Origin of the sequence: Klebsiella sp. Q11 (assembly GCF_964241505.1) — a bacterium.
GTDB classification, from domain to species: domain Bacteria; phylum Pseudomonadota; class Gammaproteobacteria; order Enterobacterales; family Enterobacteriaceae; genus Klebsiella; species Klebsiella michiganensis.
Map to the genome: position 1 here is coordinate 34,731 of NZ_CAXSXW010000009.1, position 24,846 is coordinate 59,576.

Here is a 24,846-nt window from a genome sequence, read left to right on the forward strand (position 1 = left end):
TCCGGGGCGCCTTCCTTCTGCTATACACAATAGAGTTGCGCAACTGTTTTGCGATTTTCTGCGGCAGTTAACAAAAGCATCCATCGCATAAATGATAGAATCCAACCAAAATAACGCCATAAATGTTATTTAAAACACAAAACAATTCTATATCCGTGAGGATCAAAACATGAATCTTAAGCTGCAGCTCAAAGTACTGTCGTTCCTGCAGTTCTGCCTCTGGGGAAGCTGGCTGACCACGCTCGGCTCGTATATGTTCGTCACCCTCAAGTTCGACGGTGCGGCCATCGGAGCGGTCTATAGCTCACTCGGTATCGCCGCGGTGTTTATGCCGACGCTGCTTGGTATCGTTGCCGATAAATGGATCAGCGCCAAGTGGGTTTATGCCATTTGCCATCTGGTCGGCGCGCTGACGCTGTGGCTCGCCGCCCAGGTCACCACGCCGGGCGAAATGTTCCTCGTCATCCTGCTCAACTCGCTGGCCTATATGCCAACTCTGGGGCTGATTAACACCATTTCGTACTACCGCCTGCAGTCTGCGGATATGGATATCGTGACCGATTTCCCGCCGATTCGTATCTGGGGCACCATTGGTTTTATCCTCGCCATGTGGGGCGTCAGCTTCTCCGGCTTTGAACTGAGCCATATGCAGCTCTATATCGGCGCGGCGCTCTCCTTGCTGCTGGTGCTCTTCACCCTGACGCTGCCGCATATTCCGGTGGCCAATCAGCAGAAAAACCAGAGCTGGACCGCCATGCTGGGCCTTGATGCCTTCGCGCTGTTTAAAAACAAACGTATGGCGATCTTCTTTATTTTCTCGATGATGCTGGGCGCCGAACTGCAAATCACCAATATGTTCGGCAACACCTTCCTGCACAGCTTTGATAAAGATCCGCTGTTCGCCAGCAGCTTTATCGTGCAGCACGCCTCGGTGATGATGTCGATTTCGCAGATCTCGGAAACCCTGTTCATCCTGACCATCCCGTTCTTCCTCAGCCGCTACGGCATCAAAAACGTGATGCTGATTAGTATCGTGGCGTGGATGCTGCGCTTCGGCCTGTTCGCTTACGGCGACCCGACCCCGTTCGGCACCGTGCTGCTGGTACTGTCGATGATCGTTTATGGCTGCGCCTTCGACTTCTTCAACATTTCGGGTTCGGTGTTTGTGGAAAAAGAGGTTCGCCCGGAAATCCGCGCCAGCGCGCAGGGGATGTTCCTGATGATGACCAACGGCTTCGGCTGCATACTTGGCGGGATGGTAAGCGGCAAAGTGGTGGAGCACTTTACCGTCGAAGGGATTACCGACTGGCAAACCGTCTGGCTGATTTTCGCCGGCTATTCGCTGGTTCTGGCTTTTGCCTTTGTGGCGCTGTTTAAGTACAAGCACGTCCGCGTACCAACCGGGGCGCAGACCGTCGCACATTAAATAAACGGCTTACCCCAGATTTACGAATAAAAAAACGCGCCCCGCTGATAACACCGGGGCGCGTTTTTTATGCTTTCAGCACATAGCCATATAGCCGCTTAATGCCGTCAGGGTCCGTTTCGCTGTAGACCCCCTGGAGCTCCGGCGAGAAGCCCGGCAGCATATTGACGCCTTCCTCCAGCGCCAGGAAATAGCGCAGCACCGCCCCGCCCCAGATTTCGCCAGGCACGACGCACAGCACGCCCGGTGGATACGGCAGCGCGCCCTCCGCCGCAATGCGCCCTTCGGCTTCGCTTAAGCGCACCAGCTCAACGTTACCGCGTATAAATTCGCGGTTGGCGTCCTGCGGGTTCATCACCGCGCGCGGGAAGCTCCTCTTGCGGAACATCTCTTTTTGCAAATCCTTCACGTCAAAGCTGACGTACAGGTTATGCATCTCCTGGCACAGCTCGCGGATGGTGTAATCCCGATAGCGCACCGGATATTTATTAAAGATGGTCGGCAGAACGTCGGCCAGCGGGGTGTCGGATTCAATATGCTGCTCAAACTGGGCGAGCATCGCCACCAGCTGCGCCAGCTTCTCGGCGCTCTCTGCGGGCGTCAGCAGGAACAGAATGGAGTTCAGATCGCACTTCTCCGGCACGATGCCGTTTTCGCGCAGGTAGTGGGCCAGAATGGTCGCCGGGATGCCAAAATCGGTATATTTTCCGCTCTCCGCATCGATCCCCGGCGTCGTCAGCAGCAGTTTACAGGGGTCAACGAAGTACTGTTCGCTGGCATAGCCTTCGAAGCCGTGCCAGCGCGCGCCCGGCTCAAAGCTAAAGAAGCGCCGTTCGCGGGCGATGGCTTCAGTGGGATGATCCTGCCACGGACGCCCCGCCACCACCGGTGGAATAAACGGCTGGATCATTTTGCAGTTGGCGATAATCGCCTTGCGCGCGTCAATACCCAGCGCCACGCACTCAGCCCACAGGCGGCGCCCGCTCTCTCCTTCATGAATTTTAGCATTCACGTCCAGAGCGGCGAACAGCGGATAAAACGGGCTGGTCGAGGCGTGCAGCATAAAGGCGTTGTTGAGCCGCTTATGCGGGCAAAAACGTTCCTGTCCGCGCAGGTGGTTATCTTTTTTATGGATCTGCGACGTTTGCGAAAAACCGGCCTGCTGTTTGTGCACCGACTGAGTGACAAAAATGCCCGGGTCGTCCGGCGTCAGGTCCAGCAGCAGCGGCGAACAGTCGGCCATCATCGGGATAAACTGCTCGTAGCCGACCCAGGCCGAGTCAAACAGGATGTAGTCGCACAGACCGCCGATTTTATCGACCACCTGGCGGGCGTTGTACACCGTCCCATCATAAGTACCTAGCTGAATCACCGCCAGGCGGAACGGGCGCGGCGCATCGGCTTTTTCCGGCGCCGTCTCGCGTATCAGTTCGCGCAGGTATTTCTCATCGAAGCAGCGATCGTCGATACCGCCAATAAAACCAAACGGATTACGCGACGCTTCGAGATAAACCGGCGTTGCCCCGGCCTGAATCAGCGCGCCATGATGATTGGATTTATGGTTGTTACGGTCAAACAGTACCAGATCGCCGCGCGTCAGCAGCGCGTTGGTCACCACTTTGTTCGCCGCAGAGGTGCCGTTAAGGACGAAGTAGGTTTTATCGGCGTTGAAGACCTTCGCCGCAAACTTCTGCGCGTGTTTGGCAGACCCTTCATGAATCAGCAGATCGCCAAGCTTAACGTCGGCGTTGCACATGTCGGCGCGAAAGACGTTTTCACCAAAGAAGTCGAAAAACTGCCTCCCCGCTGGATGCTTCTTAAAGAAGGCGCCGTGCTGATGGCCCGGGCACGCGAAGGTGCTGTTATCCATCTCAACGTATTGGGTCAGCGTATCGAAGAACGGCGGCAGCAGGTTCTCTTCATAGCCGCAGGCGGCGGCTTCCAGTTCGAGCCACTCCTGCTCTTTGCCGCTAACGATGGCCGTCACGCCTTCTGGTTTTTCGTGGTCAGCTTCGCTGAACAGATAAACCGGCAGGTTGAACCCGGTGCGTTTCAGTAACGCAAGGATGCCGCTGCGGCTGTCCGCTACGGTAATGACGACTGCCGCCACATCGGTAAAATCTGTACTGTCCAGGGCCACCACGCGACGGTGGGTGGACAGGCGGGATACCAGCTCGCAGCTGGCGGCAATGTGCATTGATTTCATGAGCGCGAATACCCGTTTCCGGAGAGTAAAAGGCTTCGGCCAGGGCGTCTGAGCTCTGGCCAACGAAATGTCAGGGTCTGGCTGGATCCCAGCTCCGACCGCCAGACATCAGTAAAAGCAGACCGCGTCCGATCTTACTGTTGTCCTGCAGTGAGCCTGCGTTACGCTCACCGCATGGTGGGCAGAAGTTGCAGTGTAAGGGTAGCAAGACGAGGCTGCCTGCGCATCTGTACGCAGCGGCAACGGCGATGTAGCGGCGATGTCGTCATCACGGCGGCCTCATTCAGGGGAGGAGAAAATTCGCGCAATCATGTCACCTTTAAATGTACCGTGCAAGATGAATTACGTATGCAGCCATACCACGGATGCGCAAGCCTTTTGGCCCGTTTAGCGTCATAATAATGCAGTCATTAGGGATAATTAACAGGAGTCATGCTGTGGTTACAGGGCCATTTATTAACGCCGGCGCGGTCCTTTTGGGCGGCGTACTCGGCGCACTCTTAAGTCAAAGATTGCCGGAACGGATTCGTACATCAATGACCTCTATTTTTGGCCTCGCGTCGCTGGGCATCGGCATTCTGCTGGTGATCAAATGCGCCAACCTGCCGGTGATGGTGCTTTCAACGCTGGTGGGCGCGCTGCTCGGCGAAGTGTGCAACATGGAGAAAGGCATTAATACGCTGGTCAGTAAGCTCCAGCAGCTGCTTTCGCCCAAAAAGGGGCAGAAAAAGGTCTCAGCGCATGAGTCCTATATTCAAAGCTACGTCGCGATAATCGTGCTGTTCTGCGCCAGCGGAACCGGGATTTTCGGCGCGATGCGCGAAGGAATGACCGGCGACGCCAGCATTCTTATTGCCAAAGCGTTTCTCGACTTCTTTACCGCCACTATCTTCGCCTGCACCCTGGGGCTGGCCGTCTCGGCCATTTGCGTACCGATGCTGGCCATCCAGCTGGCGCTGGCGGCCTGCGCGTCGCTGATTATGCCGTTAACCACGCCGATGATGATGGCGGATTTCACCGCCGTCGGCGGTATGCTGCTGGTCGCGACCGGTCTGCGCATCTGCGGAATTAAAATGTTCGCCGTGGTGAATATGCTGCCGGCCCTGGTGCTGGCGATGCCGATTTCAGTGGCCTGGACGGCGTTTTTCGCCTGAAGATGCGTGCTTTTGACGCAATGTGGTGATAGATTGTTCAGTCTGCTGCGAAACAGATAAATTTCGTTGACGAGGTGCGGTGAATCAGGTTTAATGCGCCCCGTTGCCCGGATAGCTCAGTCGGTAGAGCAGGGGATTGAAAATCCCCGTGTCCTTGGTTCGATTCCGAGTCCGGGCACCACTATTTAAAGAACCCGCCCAAAAGGCGGGTTTTTGCTTTTCTGCGGCCGGACTCTCCATCGAACTCCGTTCGATTATTCGCCGCACGGCGGCTCACCCCTTCGGGGCCAGCGCGACAAGCGCGCTGTTCAACGCCTGCGGCGTTAGTCCGAATCCGGGCACCACTATTTAAAGAACCCGCCCAAAAGGCGGGTTTTTGCTTTTGGGGAACTAGCACTAGCTTCCCGTCAAAGTCCCCTCACCCTCTCCGCCAGAAAAAAATCATTGCCAGGGATTTTGCCTGCCCCACGCTCTCTTGCATCACTTGCCTGAGCGCAGGTCTGCTTGTTTTGCGGGAAAACCCTTATCACCAGCGTCGTTGAAAAAGTAAGCTATTTGTCAGTTAGTAGAGAAAGATAAAAAAAAGCTGAACAATTTTAATAAACTTATAATGTGGCGTATTTCTCAGATTGTGTATGAATGAGTAAATAAATTAATGCCTATTAAAATGTAAAAAAAAGCACTACCGACAATTATTATTTCTGGCGTAAGCAGCTAAAGGAATGAACATGCTGAGTAACGGAGCAAAATATTATAAAGCGAAACTGTTTGAAAATCATGATGAGAATATTCATTTTCTTTTGCATACCCCACTCTCCATTCAGCGCCAGGTCTGGGAGTCTGCAGCCATAAAGGCAACGCTACCTGCAGGTGTATGTATCGAAACTGTTAACGATACAGAGGTGACCGCGGAGTGGATTTCATATCCAGATTCGATAAATACCAGGATTATTCTCTATTTCCACGGAGGTGGAAATTCTCAGGGTTCGTGTCTGACTCACAGAAAACTCGCTGCCTATCTCGCACAATATTCTGGTTGCCGAACTCTGGTACTGGAATATCCTCTGGCGCCAGAAAATCGATTTCCTGCGGCCTTATTAAATTGTCATCAGGCCTATTTATGGCTGCTTGCTAATGGTTATTCAGCAGAGGACATTATCCTCGCGGGAGACTCCAGTGGTGGTGGTCTGGTCATGTCGCTTTTACTCCTGTTAAAACAGCATCAAGATCCTTTGCCGGACTCGTCTGTTCTGCTATCACCCATGTTGGATTTCACACTTTCAGGTAAGAGCATAACGCTGTGTAAGGATCTTGATCCGCTGCTTTGCATAGAAGACCTGATAATGACCGTGAAATACTACTGTTCGGACAGTGAACGAAGCGATCCTCTTGTCTCTCCCCTGTTTGGTGATTTGTCTGGACTTCCTCCCGTATTTATTCAGGTGGGAAGCGAGGAGTTATTGCGCGATGATGCATTACGCCTCTCCCGATATGCTAAAAAGGCTGGGATGCAAGTTGAGATTGAGATATGGGACGGGCTCTGGCATGTATTTCAGTCATCGGTGGGAAAGATACCTGAAGCGGATGCGGCGTTACAAGCCGTTGCTAAATTTATCCGAAGCAGAAGAGCCTGTCTGTAATTCTGTGTAACTGCCACTATATTAAAGGTGATCGCTCAGGTGGTCACCGAACTCGATAATAAAACGACTCATCGCCAGCCGCCAGTTCTGGATCGGCATACTCCATTTTTTGACGCATCTTTGATCGCCAGATAAACCACTTTCCGTACCGAGTCGTCTGTCGGGAACACTTTGCGTTTCTTAATCGCAGCACGGATCACGCTGTCCGACGAGATCGAACGCAAGATTATTCGCCTGTTCGCACTGGGGATGAGTTACCAGATCAAAGCGGTTTATACCGTTCTGGCGCTGAATCTGGAAGGCAAAAAAGAAGTTCTGGGCCTGTATCTGTCAGAAAGTGAAGACGCTAACTTCTGGCTATCCGTATTGAGTGACCTGCAAAACCGTGGCGTTGAAGACATCCTGATTGCCTGCGTGGACGGGCTGACTGGCCTCCCGGAGGCAATAAACAGCATTTATCCGCAGACAGAGGTGCAGTTGTGCGTCATTCACCAGATCCGTAACACGATTAAATACGTGGCCTCAAAGCACCATAAAGCCTTCATGACCGACATGAAACCGGTATAGCATTTGTTGCTCATATACCATACAAATCCATAAAGATAAAATTTAAACAAAGAAAACAAAAAGTTATAGAAATGCTTTGGATATCACTATTCAAAATGATTCCAAAATCACCTGTACTAGCGAGAGTATGAGAACCATAATGGTTTAATAATTATCGAAATTGTCTATCAAGAGACGACATTTGCCAAACTATCTAAACTGGCTGATGCAAAACACCCTACCTGGTCAGGTGTTGCTCCAGTCATGGCTCACTCGTAACGGCATAGATCGTAAGCTCTCTTACCTCTATGTGCAGAATGGCTGGCTCAGGCGGATCGCGCACGGCGTATACTGCCGGACGGGCCGTGAGCCGGACTGGGTGGACGCGGTTTATTGCCTGCAAACGCAGTGGGAAAAACCGGTTCGCGTGGCGGGACTGACCAGCGTTGCGCTACAGGGCTATGCTCACTATACCGAGCCGGGCAGGCAGCAAATCTGGCTCACGCTTCCGGCTTACGTCAAGCTGCCGGGATGGTTTGTCGTCTTTGAACCATCCGCGATGTTTGTCACGCTGTATACCTCTGGCCTCACCGTTGATATACCGTCATTCACGACACAACTTAAAATCGGCGACCGACAGTTAGTGGGCAGCGTACCGGAACTGGCCGCGTATGAGATCGCCTGCGGCGTTCCTTCCTTGATCTCGTTCGAACATGCCGATGCTCTGTTTCAGGGGATGAATCTTCTTAGCCCGCGTAAATTACAGGCGCTGCTCTTCGCCAGTCATTCGGTTAAAACCAACCGCGTGATGCTCTACCTTGCCCGACGCAATGAGCATCCTTACTTTCAGTACCTCGATCAAAGCGGTATAGAAACAGGCTCGGGAAAACGGCAAATCGTTCCCGGCGGTTGGCTGGAGCCGGATTATCAAATCACCGTTCCCCGCGCATTTAAACCGGAAGGAGTCGAAGATGGATCTGCGTGATAGTTATGCCCGACAGGTCAGGCTATTAATGACTGCCCTGCCGCATGTGGCGAAGGAGTCCTGTTTCGCCCTGAAAGGCGGCACGGCAATCAACTTATTTGTACAAGATTTCCCTCGCCTGTCGGTGGATATCGATCTGGCGTATAAGACCTTTACTGATCGCGATACCGATCTGGCGGTCATCAATGACGCCTTGATGCGTATTACTGAATCGCTGAACGGCAGACCGGGGATCACGGCTATCCGACAGGAGAATAAAGCGGATGAAAAGCGCATCATAGTTAACACCGCTGATGCGAAGATAAAGATTGAAGTTTGTCACGCGGTTAAATGCGGACCTCGAATCATTATGTGTGGAGTTCCATCCGCTATATGTGAACCTCAGACCGTTATGTGTGGACCTGACTCCACACATAACGAAGCCTCTCTCCTTAAACACCGATTTTTCGTGATACCTCTCACCAAACCAAAGCGATTTTATGTAGGGGCCTTCATGGGGGTGCTGTTTGCAAGCAATATCAACAAAACCAATAACAAACAGCACGTTAATCGTAGGTATGATTCCGAGTCCGGGCACCACTATTTAAAGAACCCGCCCAAAAGGCGGGTTTTTGCTTTTCTGCGACCGGACTCTCCATCGAACTGCGTTCGATTATTCGCCGCACAGCAGTCTTAATTTGCAAGATATTGGGTGGAAACTCGCTTATCAGAAGTTATACCCAAAACAACATACTAAATCCGGTCAAAACGACGATACAAGCGACATTCAAAAACAGGCCGGCGCGCATCATCTCCTGCTGCTTGATATGGCCGGTGGCGAAAACGATAGCGTTTGGCGGCGTCGCCACGGGCAGCATAAAAGCGCATGAAGCCGCAATGGCAATCAATACCGACAGAATTACAGGCGACATGCCGAACGCTTCGGCCACTGAGGCAAATACGGGAATGAGCAAAGCGGCGCTGGCCGTATTACTGGCAAACTCGGTCAGAAACACCACGAATGTTGCAATCACCAGGATAATAATAAATATCCCCATATGAGCCACCATCCCGCTAATCTGGTTTGCCAGGAACAGGCTGGTGCCCGTCTCTTTCAACACATTACTTAAGCAGATACCGCCGCCGAATAATAACAGCACGCCCCAGTCAGCCGTTTTCTCTATATCCTTCCAGTGAACCACCCGGGCGAAATTGACTAATATAATGGCGCCTAAAGCCACGATGGTATCGAAGGATTTAAAACCGCCCAGCAGATCGTTAATGGGTCCGCTGAAAATCCAGAAGAATACGGTAAGGCCAAAAATAGCCAGGGTGACTATTTTGCCTTTATCCCAATCGACCTGTTCACTATTCGTTTCGAAGGTCCCCTTAAGTTCCGGCCTGAACACGAGGTAAAGAATCGCAATAGCGACTGGCAGTAAGACGATCATTGCCGGGAAACCGAACTTCATCCAGTCAAAGAAGGAGAGCCCCACCTCGGCGGCAGCAATCGCATTCGGTGGACTGCCGACGATGGTCGCCATTCCGCCAATGCTGGCGCTATAGGCAATACCGAGGAGCACAAACACATAGGTCGAAAGGCGGTTTTTGCCATCGACTTTACTCAGGATCCCCAATACCAGCGGCATCATCATTGCGGCCGTCGCCGTATTACTGATCCACATTGACAGCAGCGCCGTCACGCCAAATAGCATAAAGACCGCGAGGCGCATTTTGCCCCTCGCCATCGCTAATACCTTATCGGCAATGACTTTATCCAGCCCCTGTACATGCATCGCCGCCGCCAGAGCAAAACCGCCGAGGAAAAGGAATATCGTTGAGTTGGCGAAACTGTTTAGCGCCGCCTGGGTATTAAATACCCCCAGCAGCACGGCCATGACGGGAACCATGATTGCCGTAACGGTCACGTGCAACGCTTCCGTTAACCATAATACGGCGATAAAAGCGAGCATACTCAGCCCCATGACCACCTTCGGCTCATAGGGTAGCGTGTTGTAGAGAACGATAAACAGAATAATATCGAGCAAAATGATGATGCTGTTACGATTAAAAAACCACTCGTGGGTATTGGTGGGTAAAGGACTCATGTCGTTTTTATTCATAGTAGCTTCCTTGTAACTGGTTACGACTGAATCATTACATGTATATGTCTTTCAGGTATAAATTATGTTCCAGTTCTGTTAACTGGATCGTACCAGACAATTTCCCGGCTGAATGACACCCAGGTCAGGATATTTCCGGAAAGAGGTTCCTGATATAGACGATTTATTGAAGCGAGCAGGCCGACTTTATTAGCTTTAATTTCCTTCATCTGAATTTCTGTCTTTGGCTGCCGCGCCGGTATACGCGGCGTTGATAGTTTCACCAACACCTAAAATAGCCCCAAAGAACCATCGATTATTTTCGGCAATCCATTTCTGAAATAGAGATAAAGCAGCGCGTAAAAACGGATAATTCGGTGAAAAACCGGGCAAAAGCGCGCTATTCTGGAAATCAACACGCCCAGGCGGCTAACAACCTTTCCCTCCGGACGGCTAAAAAGCATCTTATATTCCTTTTTGCTCTTAGCGGCAGACAAAAGTTCTTTAAAATGCCAATTTTGCAGCCCTACCATTCAAATCATCTCGATACGAATGGGCAAAATGTTATGTCAGTTTTTCATTCCGTTAGCGACCTGATTGGTCATACTCCCCTGCTGCAGCTTCATAAGCTGGATACCGGCCCCTGCAGCCTGTTTCTAAAACTGGAAAATCAAAATCCCGGCGGCTCGATAAAAGACCGCGTCGCGCTATCCATGATTACGCAGGCAGAGCGCAAAGGGAAATTAAAACCCGGCGGCACGATTATCGAAGCCACCGCCGGCAATACCGGCCTCGGTCTGGCGCTGATCGCCGCGCAGAAAAATTATCGCCTGATTCTGGTGGTGCCGGACAAAATGAGCCGCGAGAAGATTTTCCATCTGCGCGCGCTGGGAGCGCAGGTGCAGCTTACCCGATCGGACGTTAACAAAGGCCATCCCGCCTACTATCAGGACTACGCCCGGCGCCTTGCCGACGAAACGCCAGGTGCCTTTTATATCGACCAGTTTAATAACGAGGCTAACCCGCTGGCGCATGCCACCACCACTGCCCCGGAGATCTTCCAGCAGCTGGATGGCGATATTGACGCAATCGTCGTCGGCGTCGGCTCCGGCGGAACGCTCGGCGGGCTTCAGGCCTGGTTTGCTGAGCACTCTCCTGAAACGGAATTTATCCTCGCCGATCCGGCGGGCTCCATTCTGGCGGACCAGGTCGAAACCGGGCGCTACGGCGAAACCGGCTCCTGGCTGGTGGAAGGGATCGGCGAAGACTTTATTCCGCCGCTGGCCCATCTTGAAGGCGTCCGCAGCGCATACCGCGTCACCGATAGCGAAGCTTTCGCCACCGCCCGCCAACTGCTGCAGGTTGAAGGCATTCTGGCAGGCTCCTCTACCGGAACGCTGCTCACCGCCGCCCTGCGCTACTGCCGGGCGCAGACATCCCCTAAACGCGTGGTGACCTTCGCCTGCGACAGCGGCAATAAATATCTATCAAAGATGTTTAACGATGACTGGATGCGCCAGCAGGGCTTTTTAAGCCGTCCATCGCGCGGCGATCTCAGCGATTTTATCGCTCTGCGCCACGACGAAGGAGCAACCGTCACCGCCGCGCCGGACGATACCCTGGCGGCCATCCTCGCGCGTATGCGCCTCTACGACATCTCGCAGCTGCCGGTGCTGGAAAACGGCCGCGTCGTCGGCATCGTCGACGAATGGGATCTGATTAGCCACGTCCAGGGCGACAGTCAGCGCTTTTCTCTGCCGGTCAGGGAAGCGATGACCCGTAACGTGGAGACCCTGGATAAGCACGCGCCGGAAAGCGCGCTGAAGGCCATTTTCGATCGCGGCCTGGTGGCCGTTATCGCCGACAACGATCGTTTTCTTGGCCTCATTACCCGCAGCGATGTGCTGACCACCTGGCGTAACCGACTCGAACAGTAAGGACTTCTCAATGACAAATTTGCATACCCTGAGCGTACATAGCGGCACATTTACCGATGAACACGGCGCGGTGATGCCGCCTATTTATGCCACCTCCACCTTTGCTCAGCCCGCGCCGGGCCAGCATACCGGGTACGAATATTCGCGCAGCGGCAACCCGACCCGTCACGCGCTGGAGACGGCGATTGCCGACCTGGAAAGCGGCACGCGCGGCTACGCCTTTGCTTCCGGCCTTGCGGCCATCTCAACCGTGCTGGAGCTGCTGGATAAAGACAGCCACCTGGTCGCCGTCGACGACGTCTACGGCGGCACATACCGGCTGATTGAAAACGTTCGCCGCCGCAGCGCCGGCCTGCGGGTGAGCTGGGTGAAGCCCGACGATCTGGCGGCCATCGAAGCGGCCATCCGACCCGACACGCGCATGATCTGGGTTGAAACGCCGACCAACCCGCTGCTTAAGCTGGCCGACCTCAGCGCCATCGCCGCCATTGCGCGGCGGCATAATATTATCAGCGTCACCGACAACACCTTCGCCTCGCCGGCTATCCATCGTCCGCTGGAGCTGGGCTTTGATATCGTGGTGCATTCGGCGACCAAATACCTTAACGGCCACTCCGATGTGGTCGCCGGGCTGGCGGTGGTCGGCGACAACGCCGCGCTGGCGGAAAAGCTGGGCTACCTGCAAAACGCGGTCGGCGGCGTCCTCGACCCGTTCAGCAGTTTCCTGACGCTGCGCGGTATTCGTACCCTGGCGCTGCGTATGGAGCGCCACAGCAGCAATGCGCTGCTGCTTGCCGAGTGGCTGGAGCAGCAGCCGCAGGTCGAAAGGGTCTGGTTCCCGTGGCTGGCCTCGCATCCGCATCATCAGCTGGCGCGCAGGCAGATGGCGCTTCCCGGCGGAATGATCTCCGTGGTGGTCAAAGGCGACGATGGCTACGCCGAGCGGATTATTCGTAAGCTGAAGCTGTTTACCCTCGCGGAGAGCCTCGGCGGCGTGGAAAGCCTCGTGAGCCAGCCGTTTAGCATGACTCACGCGTCGATCCCGCTGGAGCAGCGTTTAGCCAACGGCATTACTCCGCAGCTGATTCGGCTGTCGGTAGGCATTGAAGATCCGCAGGATCTGATCGCCGACTGGCGCCACGCGCTGCGCGACTAAGCAGATTGCCCGGCGGCGGCTAACGCCTTGCCGGGCGACAAGATCCCCTATCACATCAGGCCCGCCGCCCGGCAGAGAATTAAGCAGTCTGCCCGTTCTGGCCCTGCCCCTGCAGAAGATGCTCAACAAAGCGCGTCAGCTTCGGCAGCGGCCGCAGATCCTGCCGCCAGAGCAGGTGAATCGGCCTCGGCTGCGGGGTATACGCCTCGAGCACGCGCACCAGTTTGCCGCACTCGAGCGCATCCGCCAGCAGCACTTCCGGCTGCAGCAGCAGCCCGGCGCCGGCGATCGCCGCCGTTCGCAGCGCATAGCCATCATTACAGCGCAGAACAGCGTCGCGCTTCCAGCGTACGCCCTCCTCCGCGCCCGGCAGCTTCCACTCATTGCGCGCGGTCCACACCGTATGCGACAAACAGAGATGATCGGCCAGGTCCGCAGGCGTTGTCGGCGTACCGTGGCGGGCTAAATACCCGGGCGCGGCGCAGATCGTCATCCGGTAGGGCGCGAGATATTTTGCCACCAGATCGTTATTGCGGATCTCGCCGATGCGGATCGCCAGATCGATGCCCTCATCCACCAGATCGACCATCCGGTTGGTCAGATCCAGCTCCACGCGCACGTCGGGCCAGGCCTGCAGAAACGTGGCGGTCAGCGGGGCAATCACGCAGGCGCCAAACGACGTCGGCGCGCTTATCCGCAGCGTGCCCGCGGGCGCGACCCGTAGTCTCTCCACTGAACTTTCGGCGATGGAGACCTGCTCCAGGACGCGTTTCGCCTCGTCAAAATAGACCCGCCCGGCGTCGGTCAGGCTCTGGCGGCGGGTATTGCGCTCAAGAAGACGGGTATTAAGCTGCCGCTCGATCAGCGCGATATATTTCCCGACCATCACCGCCGACATCTCGAGCCGCGCTGCGGCGTCGGTAAAGCTGCCGCACTCCACGACCGCAATAAAGGTCTCCATCGCCCGCAGCTTATCCATATTACAAACCCCTGGTTAGCAATCATTTAACTTTTAGCCAGTTTATCCGATATTTGTTTTATTAAAGAATAGCCTCTCACCCGAGAGAGGAACCTGCTATGAAAATCATCATTATTGGCGCCAGCGGTACCGTTGGCCGCGCGGTTGCGCAAGAATTAAACCAGCGTCATGAAGTCATTCGCGTCGGCCGCACTCAGGGCGACTATCAGGTCGATATCACCTCACAGCAGAGCGTGCAGAACCTGTTTGCGAAAACCGGTCGGGTAGACGCGATTGTTTCCGCCACCGGCAATCTCTTCTTTGGCCCGCTGGCGACCATGACCGACGGCGATTTCAACCAGGGCCTACAGGATAAACTCCTGGGGCAGATTCGCCTGGCGCTGACCGGCCAGCATTATCTGAACGACGGCGGATCTATTACGCTGATTAGCGGGATCGTCGCCCATGAGCCCATCGCTCAGGGCGTCAATGCAACCACCGTCAACGCCGGGCTGGAAGGATTCGTTCGCGCCGCCGCCTGCGAACTGCCGCGCGGAATACGTATTAACCTGATTAGCCCCACCGTATTAACGGAATCGGCGGCAGCCTACGACGGTTTCTTCCCCGGTTTTACCAGCGTCCCCGCCGCCAGCGTGGCTCAGGCCTACCGCCGTAGCGTAGAAGGCGTTCAGAGCGGACGGATCTATAAGGTCGGCTACTGACCGGCGCCGCTGCGGGCCGGAATTACGCTGCCGGCCCGCGACGGCGCTTACATCCTGTTTCATCAACGGCTACACTTATCCTTCAATTTGCCTTTTTGAATGACTCATGTTGAAGAAACTCGCTTTTATTGCCCCGCTTTTGGCGCTTATCGCTCTAATTATCTGGTGGTTCATGCCCCGCTACGCCGAAGAGGACGTCGCGTACTACCGCTCCGTCTTCTGCGTTATTGACCATCAGGACAGCCGTGCGTTTCTCCGCGATATGGAAAATATGATTGAAGGCGGTAATTCGGATTATGCGCTGCATAAGACCCACTACGTGCCCGCTCTGGGCCAACGGATGCTGGACACCTGGCAGCAGTTGACGCCGGAAGAGCAGAAAAGTATCAGCCAGGACCAGCAGCGCTGTCGCCAGCTGATGAGCGAAAAGCAGCGCCCGGATTAAGGCGTATTACTGCGCAAAATGACTCGCTGACAATAATAGAAAATAACATTCTGCTGCGACGAGCGGAATGTTAAACATAAACATGGCGAATGAATAACAGTATTTAGCGCGCACAAAAGTTATATTTAATCGATATCCTGACGTTATTACCACCCTATTTATTTAAAAAAATCGTTCTGGAAATAATTCCGTCACAATCTCCTCTTATATTTCCAAGCCTTAATAAACAGTAAATTATAACCAATAATTATCGAGGCTTATTTTGATTCGCTATATTCCCGTTTCGCTCTCTCTGGTCGCCGCCGCCGTTTCCGGCGTGCTCTACGCTGCGCCGATAAATACGCCCGTACTCGCTACGATGGATAATTTCCGCGATATCGCTGGCACGACGTCTGTTTATACCACCAGCCACGACGGCACCCTGCGCACCGGCGTTTTTTATCGTTCTAATGCTCTGGCATTATCCTCCGCGGACCAGGCAACGCTGAGCACGCTCGGTATCAGCGATGTTTATGATTTGCGCACGGCCAGCGAAATCGCCAGCAGCCCGGACGTGATGCCCGACGGGGCGAGGTATACCCATATTGATATCATCGGCAACACCGCTTCGGGCAGCAACATCACCTCAATAACGTTCAGTAGCGCCGCTGAAGCCAAAGCGATGATGCAGCAGACCAACGTCTCCTTCGTCAGCGATGCCGGGATGCGCGCCCGGTTCACCACGCTATTTAACGATCTGGCCAGCGCCGACGGCGCAGCGCTGTTCCATTGTACCGCGGGCAAGGACCGCACCGGCTGGACCGCCGCGATGCTGCTGAGCATTGCCGGCGTCGATGAGGGGACCATTATGGAAAACTACCTCGCCACCAACGACTATACCCGCCAGCGCGTCGAAGCGACCCTGGCGATGATGCCCCCCGCCATGGCGGCGATTTACGAGCCGCTGCTGGGCGTCGATGCCAGCTATCTTCAGGCCGGGCTGGATGAAATCAGCCGCGAGTACGGATCGGTGGATAACTATCTGAAGCAGGGCCTGGGGCTGTCGCAGGAGACGCTCTACGTCCTGCGCGGCAAAATGGTGCAGTACGGCCAGCTGCCGGGACAAAGCGAACTGCGGGGGAATGCGGCGCAGGGCGCTGCGCTGCTTAACGCCCTGCAAAACAGCGAGCTATCGGGCCGCTACACCGACTATAACTATTATCTGCAATCGGCCATTGATGCCGGAACCCTCGGCGGCGTGGAGACTCAGGTCGGCGGGCAGATTTACGCGGACGCCGCCAGCTACCTGCTGCGCAGCGGATCGCGATTAGACAGGGCGTTAACGCCGAATATTGATAGCCGTCAGCTGCGGGATGGGGAAGGAAAACTGTGGCTGACCGGGCTTAGCGGCTATCTTGGCACCGATGGTTCCGCCCGCGCCGCCAGCAGTAATGAGCATACCGCCGGCTCGCTGCTGGGCTATACCTGGCGGTTTAACGCGCAGCTTAGCGGCTACGGCACTCTGGGATATAGCTGGGGCTCGCTGGGCAGCGCCAGCGCCGATGCGGATGCCAACACCACTCTGCTGGGGTTCGGCGGTCGCTATGCTTTTGAGGATTTAAATCATGGCCTCTTTGCCGCCGCCGATCTTAACGCAGGCTGGATCGATTATAGCAGTACGCGCCGGCTGAATGGCGGGCTGGGTACGGCCACCGGCGATACCCATGGCCAGCTGGTTGGCGGCACGCTGCGCCTCGGCTACGTTAGTCCGCTCGATTTTGCCAGCGTTGAGTACGCCGTCGGGACCCGCCTGACCCACCTGCGGATGGACGCTTTCCGCGAAAGCGGCAGCGAGCTGGCGCTCAACGTCGACCGCGTCAGTGAAAATAACGCCAGCGGTATTGCCAATGTGAGTATCGCATTTCATTCGCAAAACGGCGGCGGCTGGCGCTTCACGCCGGCGATAAATATCGGCTATGAACACAGTTTCAGCGGCCCTTCGGTACGCACTCAGGGACAGGTTTATCACTATGAGGTCGTACAGAACGCGGCCTTCGATAGCCGTGACATGGTCAACGCCGGCGCCAGCTTGAGTATCACGCGCGGTGCGCTGAGCCTGAACCTTGGCGGCCAGGCTGACGTCGCCAGCGGCGGCGACAGCCACGGCTACAGCGGCAGCCTTAGCGTGGGCTACGCCTTTTAAACATCCCCAGCAGGCCGCCGCGGGCGGCTTGCTCTTAGCCACGAAATTGCAAAGCGGTTAAACATACACCGCCGAGGATCGGCGCATTTTTCGCCGCCATGGGCAAAACGAAACGCTGGCAGGAAAGGTAAAACAGAAATTATGTTTCAATCCGCTACTGGCAGCGGCAATCATCAATCTGATGCATGATTGTCCTTACCATAAAAAGTAGTTGATCTGGTATCGACAAGCTCTTATTTTGCTTCTCAGTTTTTAAACGAGATGAAACTGATGCCTACTATTACAGCCAGTAGTATGAAAGAAGCAAAAGAGTTAATGAATTGTGGGAAGTACAAAGAAATCGTTCTCAATTTCGATATTGATGCTGACGATTTTTTCACCCTCGCAACATCCCAGTCAGGAACAAAAGTCACCATCACAGACAGAAATAATCGCTCATCGGTCAAAGCAGAAAAATAATAAAAACCCCTGAGGCTCTTCTTATGCTGTTAGCTATTGGTACCGTCGCTGTTGCTTTTCTTTCCACGTTGATGCTGATCTGGCTTGACGATCGCATTACCGACCAGGATTAACGACCCGGGCCGGCGATAAGCCGCAAAACCGCCCGCCTCTGTGTTTCTCTCGCCCGTAGCCATCGGCTGCGGGCGATTCAAAAAACCCGCCAATCCCGTTTTCGCATTACGCACTGACGATTTTCGCCCGCCGGGCAGGTCATGCATTCGCATAAAAACAGGGGCTTAAAGAAGAAAACGAGAAGGGAGCCCCGCGCCGCCGACGGCGCGGAGCAGGGCGATTACAGCGACTTCGCCAGGCGCTCGACGGCGGTCATCAGACCCTCTGTCGACACCGTCGAGTAGGACAGGCGCAGCGTGCGGGTATCCGGGTTATCGTTATAGAACGCTTCTCCTGGTACGTAGACCACGCCATTTTCCAGCGTTTTCTTCATCCATTCCATGGTATCGAACGGATAACGGAAGCGAGCCCACAGGAACATACCGCCTTTAGGACGGCTGAACGCCAGATGCTCGCCAAGCTGCGATTCCAGCGCGTCGGCCAGCGCCACGCACTTCTTGCGGTAATCTTCGCGGATCAGGGCAATCTGGCTTTCCAGACGGTTCATGCTCAGGTATTCCGCAGTGATGACCTGCGAGAGCATATTAGTGTGCAGATCCGCCGCCTGTTTAACGATCACCGTCTGCTGCGCCAGCCAGTCCGGCATCACGATCCAGCCAATACGCATCCCCGGCGCGAGGATCTTGGAGAAGGTGGAGGTATAAACCACCTGATCTTCACAGCCCAGCTCAACCGCATACTGATACAGCGGGCGGCGTACTTCATCAGTGAAGCTGATTTCACCGTACGGATCGTCTTCGATAATGACGAAGTCGTGCTTTTTCGCCAGCTCAACCAGGCGGCGGCGGCGCGCTTCGCTCAGGGTTTTCCCGCCGGGGTTGCCAAACGTCGGCACCAGGTAAACGGCTTTCACACGCGTGGTTTCCAGCAGATCGGCCAGCTGTTCCACCAGCATGCCGTCATCGTCGGTATCCACGCTGAGAATATTGGCCTGCGCCAGCTGGAAGACCTGCAGCGCCGCCAGATAGGTCGGACGCTCAACGACAATCGCATCACCCGGATCGAGCAGGGTGCGGGCGACGATATCCAGCGACTGCTGCGAGCCGGAAGTGATATAGACATGGCTTGCCGAACAGGCCACACCGCGCGCCTGACACAGTTCGCTAACGGCCTGACGCAGCGGCGGATAACCTTCGGTCAAACCGTACTGGAACGCATCGTTAAAGCGCCCGTTCATCACCTGCTGCACCGCCAGGTTCAGGCCTTCGGTATCAAAAAGCTCCGGGGCCGGAATACCGCCGCCCAGAGAGATAACGCCGGGCAGCTTACTGTGCTTGAGGAGTTCGCGGACGGCGGAGGGCTTAAGTTCACCCGCGCGGGCGGCGAGTCGCCGATCGTGCATACTATTTTCCTTTTCTGTCTTGTTGTTGTGATGTTTTATCTGTTTTTTACCGATAATTCCCCCGGTCGCACTATGCTCACTGGGGCTACGGGTTCGTATGTTCGGTAGCCCGGACAGATGCGCAGCATCGCCTCCGGGATATTCTTCAGCATCCTGCGGCCTTCCCCCGGGGGCGGCGCGATGCGCCTTGCCCGGGCTACAAATGCCGCAGGTGACGAGAACCGCAATCCGGGGCCAAACTTAACGGCTATCTGTGTCTTTTAGCACGATTAACGGCTCAATATCGCTCTCTTTTTTAACCACCAGAGAATCATCTCCGCGCAGGCAGGTCCCGCCGTAGTTACCGCCGACGGTGAAGGTGCAAACCTGGATGTATTTGCCATCCACTTTTGGCAGGCACCACAGCTGCTGGTAGATATTTTTGCGGTCGAAAAACTGGCCGCTGGTTTTATCCAGCACTTCGTCCTGCGGGCCAATCAGGTCGATGTTGTTGCCGCAGCGGCCCGAGATAGGCTTAACCGCATATCCGCTTTCCGCCAGCTGCTCGTTGACCACAAAATCCGTATCCAGAAGATAGCGATGATTGGGGAACAGCGACCACAGCACCGGCAAAATCGCCTTGTTGCCCGGGATGACCGTCCACAGCGGCTCGAAGACTAATACTTCCGGGCGCAGCAGAACGTCTATCAGGCGCACTTCATTATTCGGGTGTCCGGTACGTATCGGCACCGCCGCGTACTCATCAGCGCTGACTTCCCGCACCTGCTCAATGGCGGTCTCCCATGCCCAGGTTTTCCAGACGCAGTTGACCAGACGCCCGTCGGCATCAATCAGCTGCCCGGCGGCATCCCAGCGCAGCTCATCCAGGCCAAACAGAATTTTGCTCTCGAAGCCGGCCTGGGTCAGCGAGCGCTGGATAAACTGCGCGTGGTAGTTCTCCTCCAGATCCTTATCCTGCATGATGTGCACGAAAGGACGCGCCCGGCTGTGCTTCCACGCTCCGGCCAGCTCATCCAGCAGATTTTCCGCCGGGTTGTGACCGGTGCCGTAGTAGCCCTGCTTCAGCCACTGCTCGAGGATCAGCCCGCCTTCGGTATGGCAGGACGCGGAATCGGCGTTGTACTCATACACCTTGAGCCCGCGCTCATCCATACAGAAATCCATGCGGCCGGTAATCATATGATGGCGACGGCGCTGCCACGAGAGGCGCAGACGCGGCCAGAGAATTTTCGGAATATCGAACAGCGCCAGCAGGCTGTCATCCTTCATCACCTTGTCGGTGGCGTGCAGGTACATCAGATGCAGCTCATTGGTGGCTTTGATAAGCTCCTGCTCGGCGCTTTCGGTGATGGTGAAATACTGGTAAGGGTCTTTATTGATGACGTGGCCGTTGGCTTCCACGTAGGCTTTTTGCAGCGAATCTTTCTCGTTGAGCCAGTTGCCGCGGTATTGGCCTTTATTTGGCAGACGCGCGCCTTTGATGGCCATCGCCTCACCCGGCAGCACCGGCTGCGGCAGGCTGTGCTCGGTATCGGCGGTTTGGATCATCCAGCCGAGGATTTCGGTATCGGCAAAGGTGTCTTTAATCGTGTAGAGGCCGTTTTTCACTTCCAGCGTCAGCTCGCGGGTCCACTGCTGGCCCTGCGGCAGCGGCGAGTGAATGACGTTCTGTTCGGCGATCCTGACCTTATTCCCTATCAGTTGCGTAATCACCGCCACGTGGCCCGTGTGCTTAAACTCGCCGCCTTTCTGCCAGATCAGCAGTGAGCCGGCGAGAGGCGGGCGGCGGGAGCCGTTGGCGAACGCCTGCAGCGGCAGAATATTGTCGTTGACCACCTCGCGGAGAAAACGCAGGGAGAAGATTTCGTAGGCCATGCCGACATCGGTGAAAACAAAACCGTAGGTGAGGAACAGAAAGCGGCGCGCGAACTCCACGCACTGCCATTTGTGCCCCATATACTCATTACCGATATAGCTGCGGAACGTGGCGTCATCCGGATAATCTTGCGGATTTAAGCTGCTGTAATTAGAAGAATAAATCGCCACGCCGCCCGGTGCGTAGCCTAATAGTGTACCAAACGGGGCGTCACTGCTTGTGGAACCTTTGCTCATTTAGCCTGACCTCAAATTAATGCAGCCCGGGCAGTTGGCGAAACAAAACTCCCTCTTCTTATCCTGCCGCAGGCACTTACCAGACAGAGGTGGAATGATGATACCACTCATTCGATTCGCTAATCGTGCCCTTAAGGAAAATAAGCCTGCGCCCCCGGGCAAAAGTGATATCGTTATTTGAGATAAAAAAACAATCAGGAGTCGACAATGAGCACACCATCGCATCTGACCGCCCAACCGCTGGTCTGGGGGCATGGCCCCCGCACCTTTGAGGTGTTCCTCGAACCCACCTGTCCTTTCTCCGTGCGGGCATTTAATAAGCTTGATGACCTGCTGGATGAAGTTGGCGCGGATAACGTGACGATCAAAATTCGTCTGCAGTCTCAACCGTGGCATCTGTTTTCCGGCGTCATCGTCCGCTGCATTCTCGCAGCCTCCACCCTGCCGCACGGCCGCGAGCAGGCGCATAAGGTGCTTAAAGCCGTCGCCGACCACCGTGAAGAGTTTGAGTTTACCGACCACTGCAGCGGGCCGAACATGAACGCCACGCCGCAGCAGATTATCGAGCGTATCGAACGCTATAGCCACGTCTCGCTGGCCGCGGCGTTTGCCCGCCCGGAGCTGCAAAACGAGATCAAATGGCATAGCAAGTACGCGCGCCAGAACGGCATCCACGTGTCGCCGACCTTTATGGTTAACGGCCTGGTGCAGGCGGATCTCGGCAGCGGCGACGACGTCAGCGTATGGGCCGCGCGGATTCTGGCTTAGTACGACTCTCCCGCGCCGGCGCGGTAGCGCCAGCGACACGACATCAACACCTCACTAAAAAGGCAGATCAGCATGTCAGAGAATAACTACCAGCCACCTAAAGTGTGGGAATGGAAGCAAAACAACGGCGGCGCATTCGCCAATATCAACCGTCCCGTCTCCGGCGCAACGCACGATCGGGAGCTGCCGGTGGGCGCGCATCCGCTTCAGCTCTATTCGCTGGGAACGCCCAACGGCCAGAAAGTGACCATTATGCTGGAAGAGCTGCTGGCGTTAGGCGTCAGCGGCGCGGAGTACGACGCCTGGCTGATTCGCATCGGCGAAGGCGATCAGTTCTCCAGCGGCTTTGTCGAGGTTAATCCGAACTCAAAAATCCCCGCGCTCCGCGACCACTCCACCACCCCGCCGACCCGCGTTTTTGAATCCGGCAGCATCCTGCTCTATCTGGCGGAAAAGTTCGGCTTCTTCCTGCCCAAAGATCCGGCAGGCCGCGCCGAAACCCTCAACTGGCTGTTCTGGCTGCAGGGCTCGGCTCCGTTCCTCGGCGGCGGCTTTGGCCACTTCTTCAGCTATGCGCCGGTGAAAATCGAATACGCGATCGACCGCTTTACGATGGAAGCCAAGCGCCAGCTTGACGTGCTGGACAAGCAGCTTGCCCGCGGCCGTTTTGTGGCAGGAGAGGAGTACACCATCGCCGACATGGCCATCTGGCCGTGGTACGGTAACGTGGTGCTGGGGAACGTTTACAACGCCGCCGAGTTCCTGGATGCCGGTAGCTATAAAAACGTGCTGCGCTGGGCGCAGGATGTGGGTAAGCGCCCCGCCGTTCAGCGCGGGCGGATGGTTAACCGCACCTCAGGCCCGCTCAACGAGCAGCTTCACGAGCGCCATGACGCCAGCGACTTCGACACGCAAACCGAAGATAAACGCCAGGCGTAGCGCCCATGCCCGCCGGAGGCTTCCGCCTCCGGTTTTTAGCGCAAATACTTCTCAAACCACGCCAGCGTGCGTTGCCAGGCCAGGTCAGCCGCGGCCCGGTCATAGCGCGGCGTAGAATCATTATGAAAGCCGTGATTCACGCCCTGATAGAGATAGGCCTCGTAGACTTTATTGTGTGCCTTCAGCGCTTTTTCATAGGCGGGCCAGCCTTCATTAATGCCGTTATCGAGTCCGGCATAATGCAGCAGCAGCGGCGCTTTAATTTTATCAACCTCATGCAGCGGCGGCTGGCGGCCGTAAAACGGCACCGCGCAGGCCAGCTCAGGGATCGCCACCGCCGCCGCGTTGCTGACGCCGCCGCCGTAGCAGAACCCGGTGATACCGACCTTCCCCGTCGCCTGCGGATGCTTCACCATAAACGCGACCGCCGCAAAGAAATCATTCATCAGCTTCACGGGATCGACTTTCTGCTGTAGCGCGCGGCCTTCATCATCATTACCGGGATAGCCGCCGACGGAGCTCAGGCCATCCGGCGCCAGCGCGATATAGCCCGCTTTAGCCACCCGCCGGGCAACGTCTTCAATATAGGGATTCAGGCCGCGATTCTCATGAACCACCACCACGGCGGGCGCTTTGTCGGCTATTTTCGCCGGCGTCACCTGATAAGCCCGCACTTCGCCGTGGCCGTCAGGAGAAGGGTAATGAATATACTCCGGACGGATATCCGGGTCGGTAAACGCCACCTGCTCCGCCAGAGCATAGTCGGGCTTCAGCAGGTTAAACAGCGCCAGCGCGGTCATCCCGCCGACGGTATACTTCCCCGCCAGCTGGAGAAACTCGCGTTTGCTGATTTTGCCGTGGGCGTAGTAGTCATAGTATTCGAGCAGCTGCTGCGGAAAATCTTTGGCCGTTAGTCGCGTCATCACCCTGCCTCCGTTATTAAGCGCCCTTTAAGCAAAGCAGAAGCTCGGACATACGCCAGCGGAGAAAAGCAGAAACGGGGAGTAAAAAGCCCAGCGGCCAACACCGCCGGGGGAGGAGGGATCAGTGTTTCACTTTGGTCAGACGATCGAGGTAGCCCATCACAAAGGCCGACAGCACAAAGGTCAGGTGGATGATGACGTACCACATCAGCTTATTGTCCGGGACGTTTTTCGCATCCATAAACACCCGCAGCAGATGAATGGAAGAGATCGCCACGATGGAGGCGGCAACCTTATTTTTCAGCGAAGTGGCGTCCATTTTGCCCAGCCAGCTGAGCTTCTCCTTGCCCTCGTTGATATCCAGCTGGGAAACAAAATTTTCATAGCCGGAGAACATCACCATCACCAGCAGACCGCCCACCAGGGTCATATCCACCAGCGACAGCAGGGTCAGAATCATATCCGACTCACTGACGCTGAAAATATGCGGCAGTATGTGGAAGATCTCCTGAAAAAATTTGATCGTCAGCGCAATCAAACCGAGCGAAAGGCCAAAATAAACCGGCGCCAGCAGCCAGCGCGAGGCGTACATAGCATTTTCCAGAAAGCGTTCCATAAGATCCTGTCAGTTAACATAAACGGCCGCCATTATACCGCAACAGGGCAACGTTATAGCAACAGGCGTCCAACA

General features: G+C 55.5%; 22 protein-coding genes, 1 tRNA gene and 2 pseudogenes. 15 read left to right on the plus strand and 10 right to left on the minus strand.

Annotation, left to right across the window (positions count from 1 at the left end):
- Positions 1-169: 169 nt before the first annotated feature.
- The gene (locus ACESQ2_RS16085; RefSeq protein WP_009651814.1) at positions 170-1,426 is read left to right on the plus strand and encodes a nucleoside permease; all 1,257 of its coding nucleotides are present in this window, start codon (positions 170-172) and stop codon (positions 1,424-1,426) included.
- A 67-nt stretch (positions 1,427-1,493) separates the two neighbouring features.
- Here ACESQ2_RS16085 and ACESQ2_RS16090 read toward each other — a convergent pair whose 3' ends face one another.
- On the minus strand, positions 1,494-3,632 hold the full coding sequence (locus ACESQ2_RS16090; protein WP_046877684.1) for an ornithine decarboxylase: 2,139 nt from the start codon (positions 3,630-3,632) through the stop codon (positions 1,494-1,496).
- Positions 3,633-4,069: 437 nt separating this feature from the next.
- On the opposite strand from ACESQ2_RS16090, the gene ACESQ2_RS16095 reads away from it, so the two are divergent.
- The 3 genes from ACESQ2_RS16095 to ACESQ2_RS16105 all read left to right on the plus strand — a co-directional run bounded on the left by ACESQ2_RS16095 (position 4,070) and on the right by ACESQ2_RS16105 (position 6,426).
- The gene (locus tag ACESQ2_RS16095; RefSeq protein WP_004135818.1) at positions 4,070-4,786 is read left to right on the plus strand and encodes a DUF554 domain-containing protein; all 717 of its coding nucleotides are present in this window, start codon (positions 4,070-4,072) and stop codon (positions 4,784-4,786) included.
- A gap of 105 nt (positions 4,787-4,891) precedes the next feature.
- Positions 4,892-4,967 (plus strand) — tRNA-Phe (locus tag ACESQ2_RS16100).
- A 547-nt stretch (positions 4,968-5,514) separates the two neighbouring features.
- Positions 5,515-6,426 (plus strand): alpha/beta hydrolase, encoded by a 912-nt coding sequence (locus tag ACESQ2_RS16105; RefSeq protein WP_373170875.1) that lies wholly within the window; start codon positions 5,515-5,517, stop codon positions 6,424-6,426.
- Positions 6,427-6,447: 21 nt separating this feature from the next.
- Here the strand turns inward: ACESQ2_RS16105 and ACESQ2_RS16110 are convergent.
- A pseudogene (locus ACESQ2_RS16110) lies at positions 6,448-6,638 on the minus strand (IS256 family transposase); the annotation flags it as partial.
- A 52-nt stretch (positions 6,639-6,690) separates the two neighbouring features.
- On the opposite strand from ACESQ2_RS16110, the pseudogene ACESQ2_RS16115 reads away from it, so the two are divergent.
- The 3 genes and pseudogenes from ACESQ2_RS16115 to ACESQ2_RS16125 form a co-directional block, all read left to right on the plus strand.
- Positions 6,691-6,990, plus strand: a pseudogene (locus ACESQ2_RS16115) (transposase); the annotation flags it as partial.
- A 184-nt stretch (positions 6,991-7,174) separates the two neighbouring features.
- Positions 7,175-7,957 (plus strand): type IV toxin-antitoxin system AbiEi family antitoxin domain-containing protein, encoded by a 783-nt coding sequence (locus ACESQ2_RS16120; protein ID WP_048260431.1) that lies wholly within the window; start codon positions 7,175-7,177, stop codon positions 7,955-7,957.
- Complete coding sequence (locus ACESQ2_RS16125; RefSeq protein ID WP_373170878.1) at positions 7,944-8,633, plus strand: nucleotidyl transferase AbiEii/AbiGii toxin family protein; 690 nt, start codon at positions 7,944-7,946, stop codon at positions 8,631-8,633. Before ACESQ2_RS16120 ends, ACESQ2_RS16125 begins: the two co-directional genes overlap by 14 nt.
- A 37-nt stretch (positions 8,634-8,670) precedes the next feature.
- Here the strand turns inward: ACESQ2_RS16125 and ACESQ2_RS16130 are convergent, their stop codons facing one another.
- Both ACESQ2_RS16130 and ACESQ2_RS16135 read right to left on the minus strand, forming a co-directional pair.
- Positions 8,671-10,059 (minus strand): DASS family sodium-coupled anion symporter, encoded by a 1,389-nt coding sequence (locus ACESQ2_RS16130; RefSeq protein ID WP_373170879.1) that lies wholly within the window; start codon positions 10,057-10,059, stop codon positions 8,671-8,673.
- A 269-nt stretch (positions 10,060-10,328) separates the two neighbouring features.
- A complete protein-coding gene (locus ACESQ2_RS16135; RefSeq protein ID WP_014226848.1) occupies positions 10,329-10,571 on the minus strand; it encodes a hypothetical protein in 243 nt (80 codons plus the stop codon).
- A 33-nt stretch (positions 10,572-10,604) separates the two neighbouring features.
- Between ACESQ2_RS16135 and ACESQ2_RS16140 the strand changes: the two genes are divergently transcribed.
- Complete coding sequence (locus ACESQ2_RS16140) at positions 10,605-11,975, plus strand: cystathionine beta-synthase (RefSeq protein ID WP_224292955.1); 1,371 nt, start codon at positions 10,605-10,607, stop codon at positions 11,973-11,975.
- A gap of 10 nt (positions 11,976-11,985) precedes the next feature.
- Positions 11,986-13,131 (plus strand): PLP-dependent aspartate aminotransferase family protein, encoded by a 1,146-nt coding sequence (locus ACESQ2_RS16145; protein WP_004854188.1) that lies wholly within the window; start codon positions 11,986-11,988, stop codon positions 13,129-13,131.
- A 79-nt stretch (positions 13,132-13,210) separates the two neighbouring features.
- On the opposite strand, the gene ACESQ2_RS16150 is transcribed toward ACESQ2_RS16145, so the two are convergent.
- Positions 13,211-14,110, minus strand: a complete 900-nt coding sequence (locus ACESQ2_RS16150; protein WP_373170882.1) for a LysR substrate-binding domain-containing protein — start codon at positions 14,108-14,110, stop codon at positions 13,211-13,213.
- 98 nt (positions 14,111-14,208) lie between these two features.
- On the opposite strand from ACESQ2_RS16150, the gene ACESQ2_RS16155 reads away from it, so the two are divergent.
- The 4 genes from ACESQ2_RS16155 (at position 14,209) to ACESQ2_RS16170 (ending at position 17,897) form a co-directional block, all read left to right on the plus strand.
- Positions 14,209-14,811: a short chain dehydrogenase gene (locus ACESQ2_RS16155; protein ID WP_025105932.1), complete on the plus strand. Its 603-nt coding sequence runs from the start codon at positions 14,209-14,211 to the stop codon at positions 14,809-14,811.
- 106 nt (positions 14,812-14,917) lie between these two features.
- Entirely contained in the window at positions 14,918-15,256 is a 339-nt protein-coding gene (locus tag ACESQ2_RS16160; protein ID WP_046877675.1) for a hypothetical protein, read from the plus strand.
- A gap of 262 nt (positions 15,257-15,518) precedes the next feature.
- Positions 15,519-17,438 (plus strand): tyrosine-protein phosphatase, encoded by a 1,920-nt coding sequence (locus ACESQ2_RS16165; RefSeq protein WP_109240674.1) that lies wholly within the window; start codon positions 15,519-15,521, stop codon positions 17,436-17,438.
- Positions 17,439-17,708: 270 nt separating this feature from the next.
- Positions 17,709-17,897, plus strand: a complete 189-nt coding sequence (locus ACESQ2_RS16170) for a hypothetical protein (RefSeq protein WP_014226855.1) — start codon at positions 17,709-17,711, stop codon at positions 17,895-17,897.
- Positions 17,898-18,231: 334 nt separating this feature from the next.
- Here ACESQ2_RS16170 and ACESQ2_RS16175 read toward each other — a convergent pair whose 3' ends face one another.
- The 3 genes from ACESQ2_RS16175 to ACESQ2_RS16185 form a co-directional block, all read right to left on the minus strand.
- Positions 18,232-19,413, minus strand: coding sequence for a PLP-dependent aminotransferase family protein (locus ACESQ2_RS16175; protein WP_014226856.1), 1,182 nt, complete (start codon positions 19,411-19,413; stop codon positions 18,232-18,234).
- Positions 19,414-19,653: 240 nt separating this feature from the next.
- A complete protein-coding gene (gss, locus tag ACESQ2_RS16180; RefSeq protein ID WP_009654105.1) occupies positions 19,654-21,525 on the minus strand; it encodes a bifunctional glutathionylspermidine amidase/synthase in 1,872 nt (623 codons plus the stop codon).
- A 76-nt stretch (positions 21,526-21,601) separates the two neighbouring features.
- Positions 21,602-21,745 (minus strand): hypothetical protein, encoded by a 144-nt coding sequence (locus ACESQ2_RS16185; RefSeq protein ID WP_305955792.1) that lies wholly within the window; start codon positions 21,743-21,745, stop codon positions 21,602-21,604.
- Here ACESQ2_RS16185 and ACESQ2_RS16190 point away from each other — a divergent pair.
- Both ACESQ2_RS16190 and yghU read left to right on the plus strand, forming a co-directional pair.
- Complete coding sequence (locus ACESQ2_RS16190) at positions 21,733-22,293, plus strand: thioredoxin domain-containing protein (RefSeq protein ID WP_014839560.1); 561 nt, start codon at positions 21,733-21,735, stop codon at positions 22,291-22,293. The two genes, ACESQ2_RS16185 and ACESQ2_RS16190, sit on opposite strands and share 13 nt — an antisense overlap.
- Positions 22,294-22,365: 72 nt before the next feature.
- Entirely contained in the window at positions 22,366-23,232 is an 867-nt protein-coding gene (yghU, locus tag ACESQ2_RS16195; RefSeq protein ID WP_014226859.1) for a glutathione-dependent disulfide-bond oxidoreductase, read from the plus strand.
- Between the two features lie 35 nt (positions 23,233-23,267).
- Here the strand turns inward: yghU and yghX are convergent, their stop codons facing one another.
- Together yghX and ACESQ2_RS16205 are read right to left on the minus strand one after the other, a co-directional pair.
- Positions 23,268-24,155, minus strand: coding sequence for a YghX family hydrolase (yghX, locus tag ACESQ2_RS16200; RefSeq protein ID WP_046877672.1), 888 nt, complete (start codon positions 24,153-24,155; stop codon positions 23,268-23,270).
- Positions 24,156-24,276: 121 nt separating this feature from the next.
- Positions 24,277-24,771, minus strand: coding sequence for a TIGR00645 family protein (locus tag ACESQ2_RS16205; protein ID WP_004105804.1), 495 nt, complete (start codon positions 24,769-24,771; stop codon positions 24,277-24,279).
- Positions 24,772-24,846 lie beyond the last annotated feature (75 nt).

What these genes read in the sequence shown, in the direction of transcription:
- ACESQ2_RS16085 (WP_009651814.1), top strand. Translation starts at nt 170, where the DNA reads ATGAATCTTAAGCTGCAGCTCAAAGTACTGTCGTTCCTGCAGTTCTGC.
- ACESQ2_RS16090 (WP_046877684.1), bottom strand. Translation starts at nt 3,632, where the DNA reads ATGAAATCAATGCACATTGCCGCCAGCTGCGAGCTGGTATCCCGCCTG.
- ACESQ2_RS16105 (WP_373170875.1), top strand. Translation starts at nt 5,515, where the DNA reads ATGCTGAGTAACGGAGCAAAATATTATAAAGCGAAACTGTTTGAAAAT.
- ACESQ2_RS16125 (WP_373170878.1), top strand. Translation starts at nt 7,944, where the DNA reads ATGGATCTGCGTGATAGTTATGCCCGACAGGTCAGGCTATTAATGACT.
- ACESQ2_RS16130 (WP_373170879.1), bottom strand. Translation starts at nt 10,059, where the DNA reads ATGAATAAAAACGACATGAGTCCTTTACCCACCAATACCCACGAGTGG.
- ACESQ2_RS16135 (WP_014226848.1), bottom strand. Translation starts at nt 10,571, where the DNA reads ATGGTAGGGCTGCAAAATTGGCATTTTAAAGAACTTTTGTCTGCCGCT.
- ACESQ2_RS16140 (WP_224292955.1), top strand. Translation starts at nt 10,605, where the DNA reads ATGTCAGTTTTTCATTCCGTTAGCGACCTGATTGGTCATACTCCCCTG.
- ACESQ2_RS16145 (WP_004854188.1), top strand. Translation starts at nt 11,986, where the DNA reads ATGACAAATTTGCATACCCTGAGCGTACATAGCGGCACATTTACCGAT.
- ACESQ2_RS16150 (WP_373170882.1), bottom strand. Translation starts at nt 14,110, where the DNA reads ATGGATAAGCTGCGGGCGATGGAGACCTTTATTGCGGTCGTGGAGTGC.
- ACESQ2_RS16155 (WP_025105932.1), top strand. Translation starts at nt 14,209, where the DNA reads ATGAAAATCATCATTATTGGCGCCAGCGGTACCGTTGGCCGCGCGGTT.
- ACESQ2_RS16160 (WP_046877675.1), top strand. Translation starts at nt 14,918, where the DNA reads ATGTTGAAGAAACTCGCTTTTATTGCCCCGCTTTTGGCGCTTATCGCT.
- ACESQ2_RS16170 (WP_014226855.1), top strand. Translation starts at nt 17,709, where the DNA reads ATGCCTACTATTACAGCCAGTAGTATGAAAGAAGCAAAAGAGTTAATG.
- ACESQ2_RS16175 (WP_014226856.1), bottom strand. Translation starts at nt 19,413, where the DNA reads ATGCACGATCGGCGACTCGCCGCCCGCGCGGGTGAACTTAAGCCCTCC.
- gss (WP_009654105.1), bottom strand. Translation starts at nt 21,525, where the DNA reads ATGAGCAAAGGTTCCACAAGCAGTGACGCCCCGTTTGGTACACTATTA.
- ACESQ2_RS16190 (WP_014839560.1), top strand. Translation starts at nt 21,733, where the DNA reads ATGAGCACACCATCGCATCTGACCGCCCAACCGCTGGTCTGGGGGCAT.
- ACESQ2_RS16185 (WP_305955792.1), bottom strand. Translation starts at nt 21,745, where the DNA reads ATGGTGTGCTCATTGTCGACTCCTGATTGTTTTTTTATCTCAAATAAC.
- yghU (WP_014226859.1), top strand. Translation starts at nt 22,366, where the DNA reads ATGTCAGAGAATAACTACCAGCCACCTAAAGTGTGGGAATGGAAGCAA.
- yghX (WP_046877672.1), bottom strand. Translation starts at nt 24,155, where the DNA reads ATGACGCGACTAACGGCCAAAGATTTTCCGCAGCAGCTGCTCGAATAC.
- ACESQ2_RS16205 (WP_004105804.1), bottom strand. Translation starts at nt 24,771, where the DNA reads ATGGAACGCTTTCTGGAAAATGCTATGTACGCCTCGCGCTGGCTGCTG.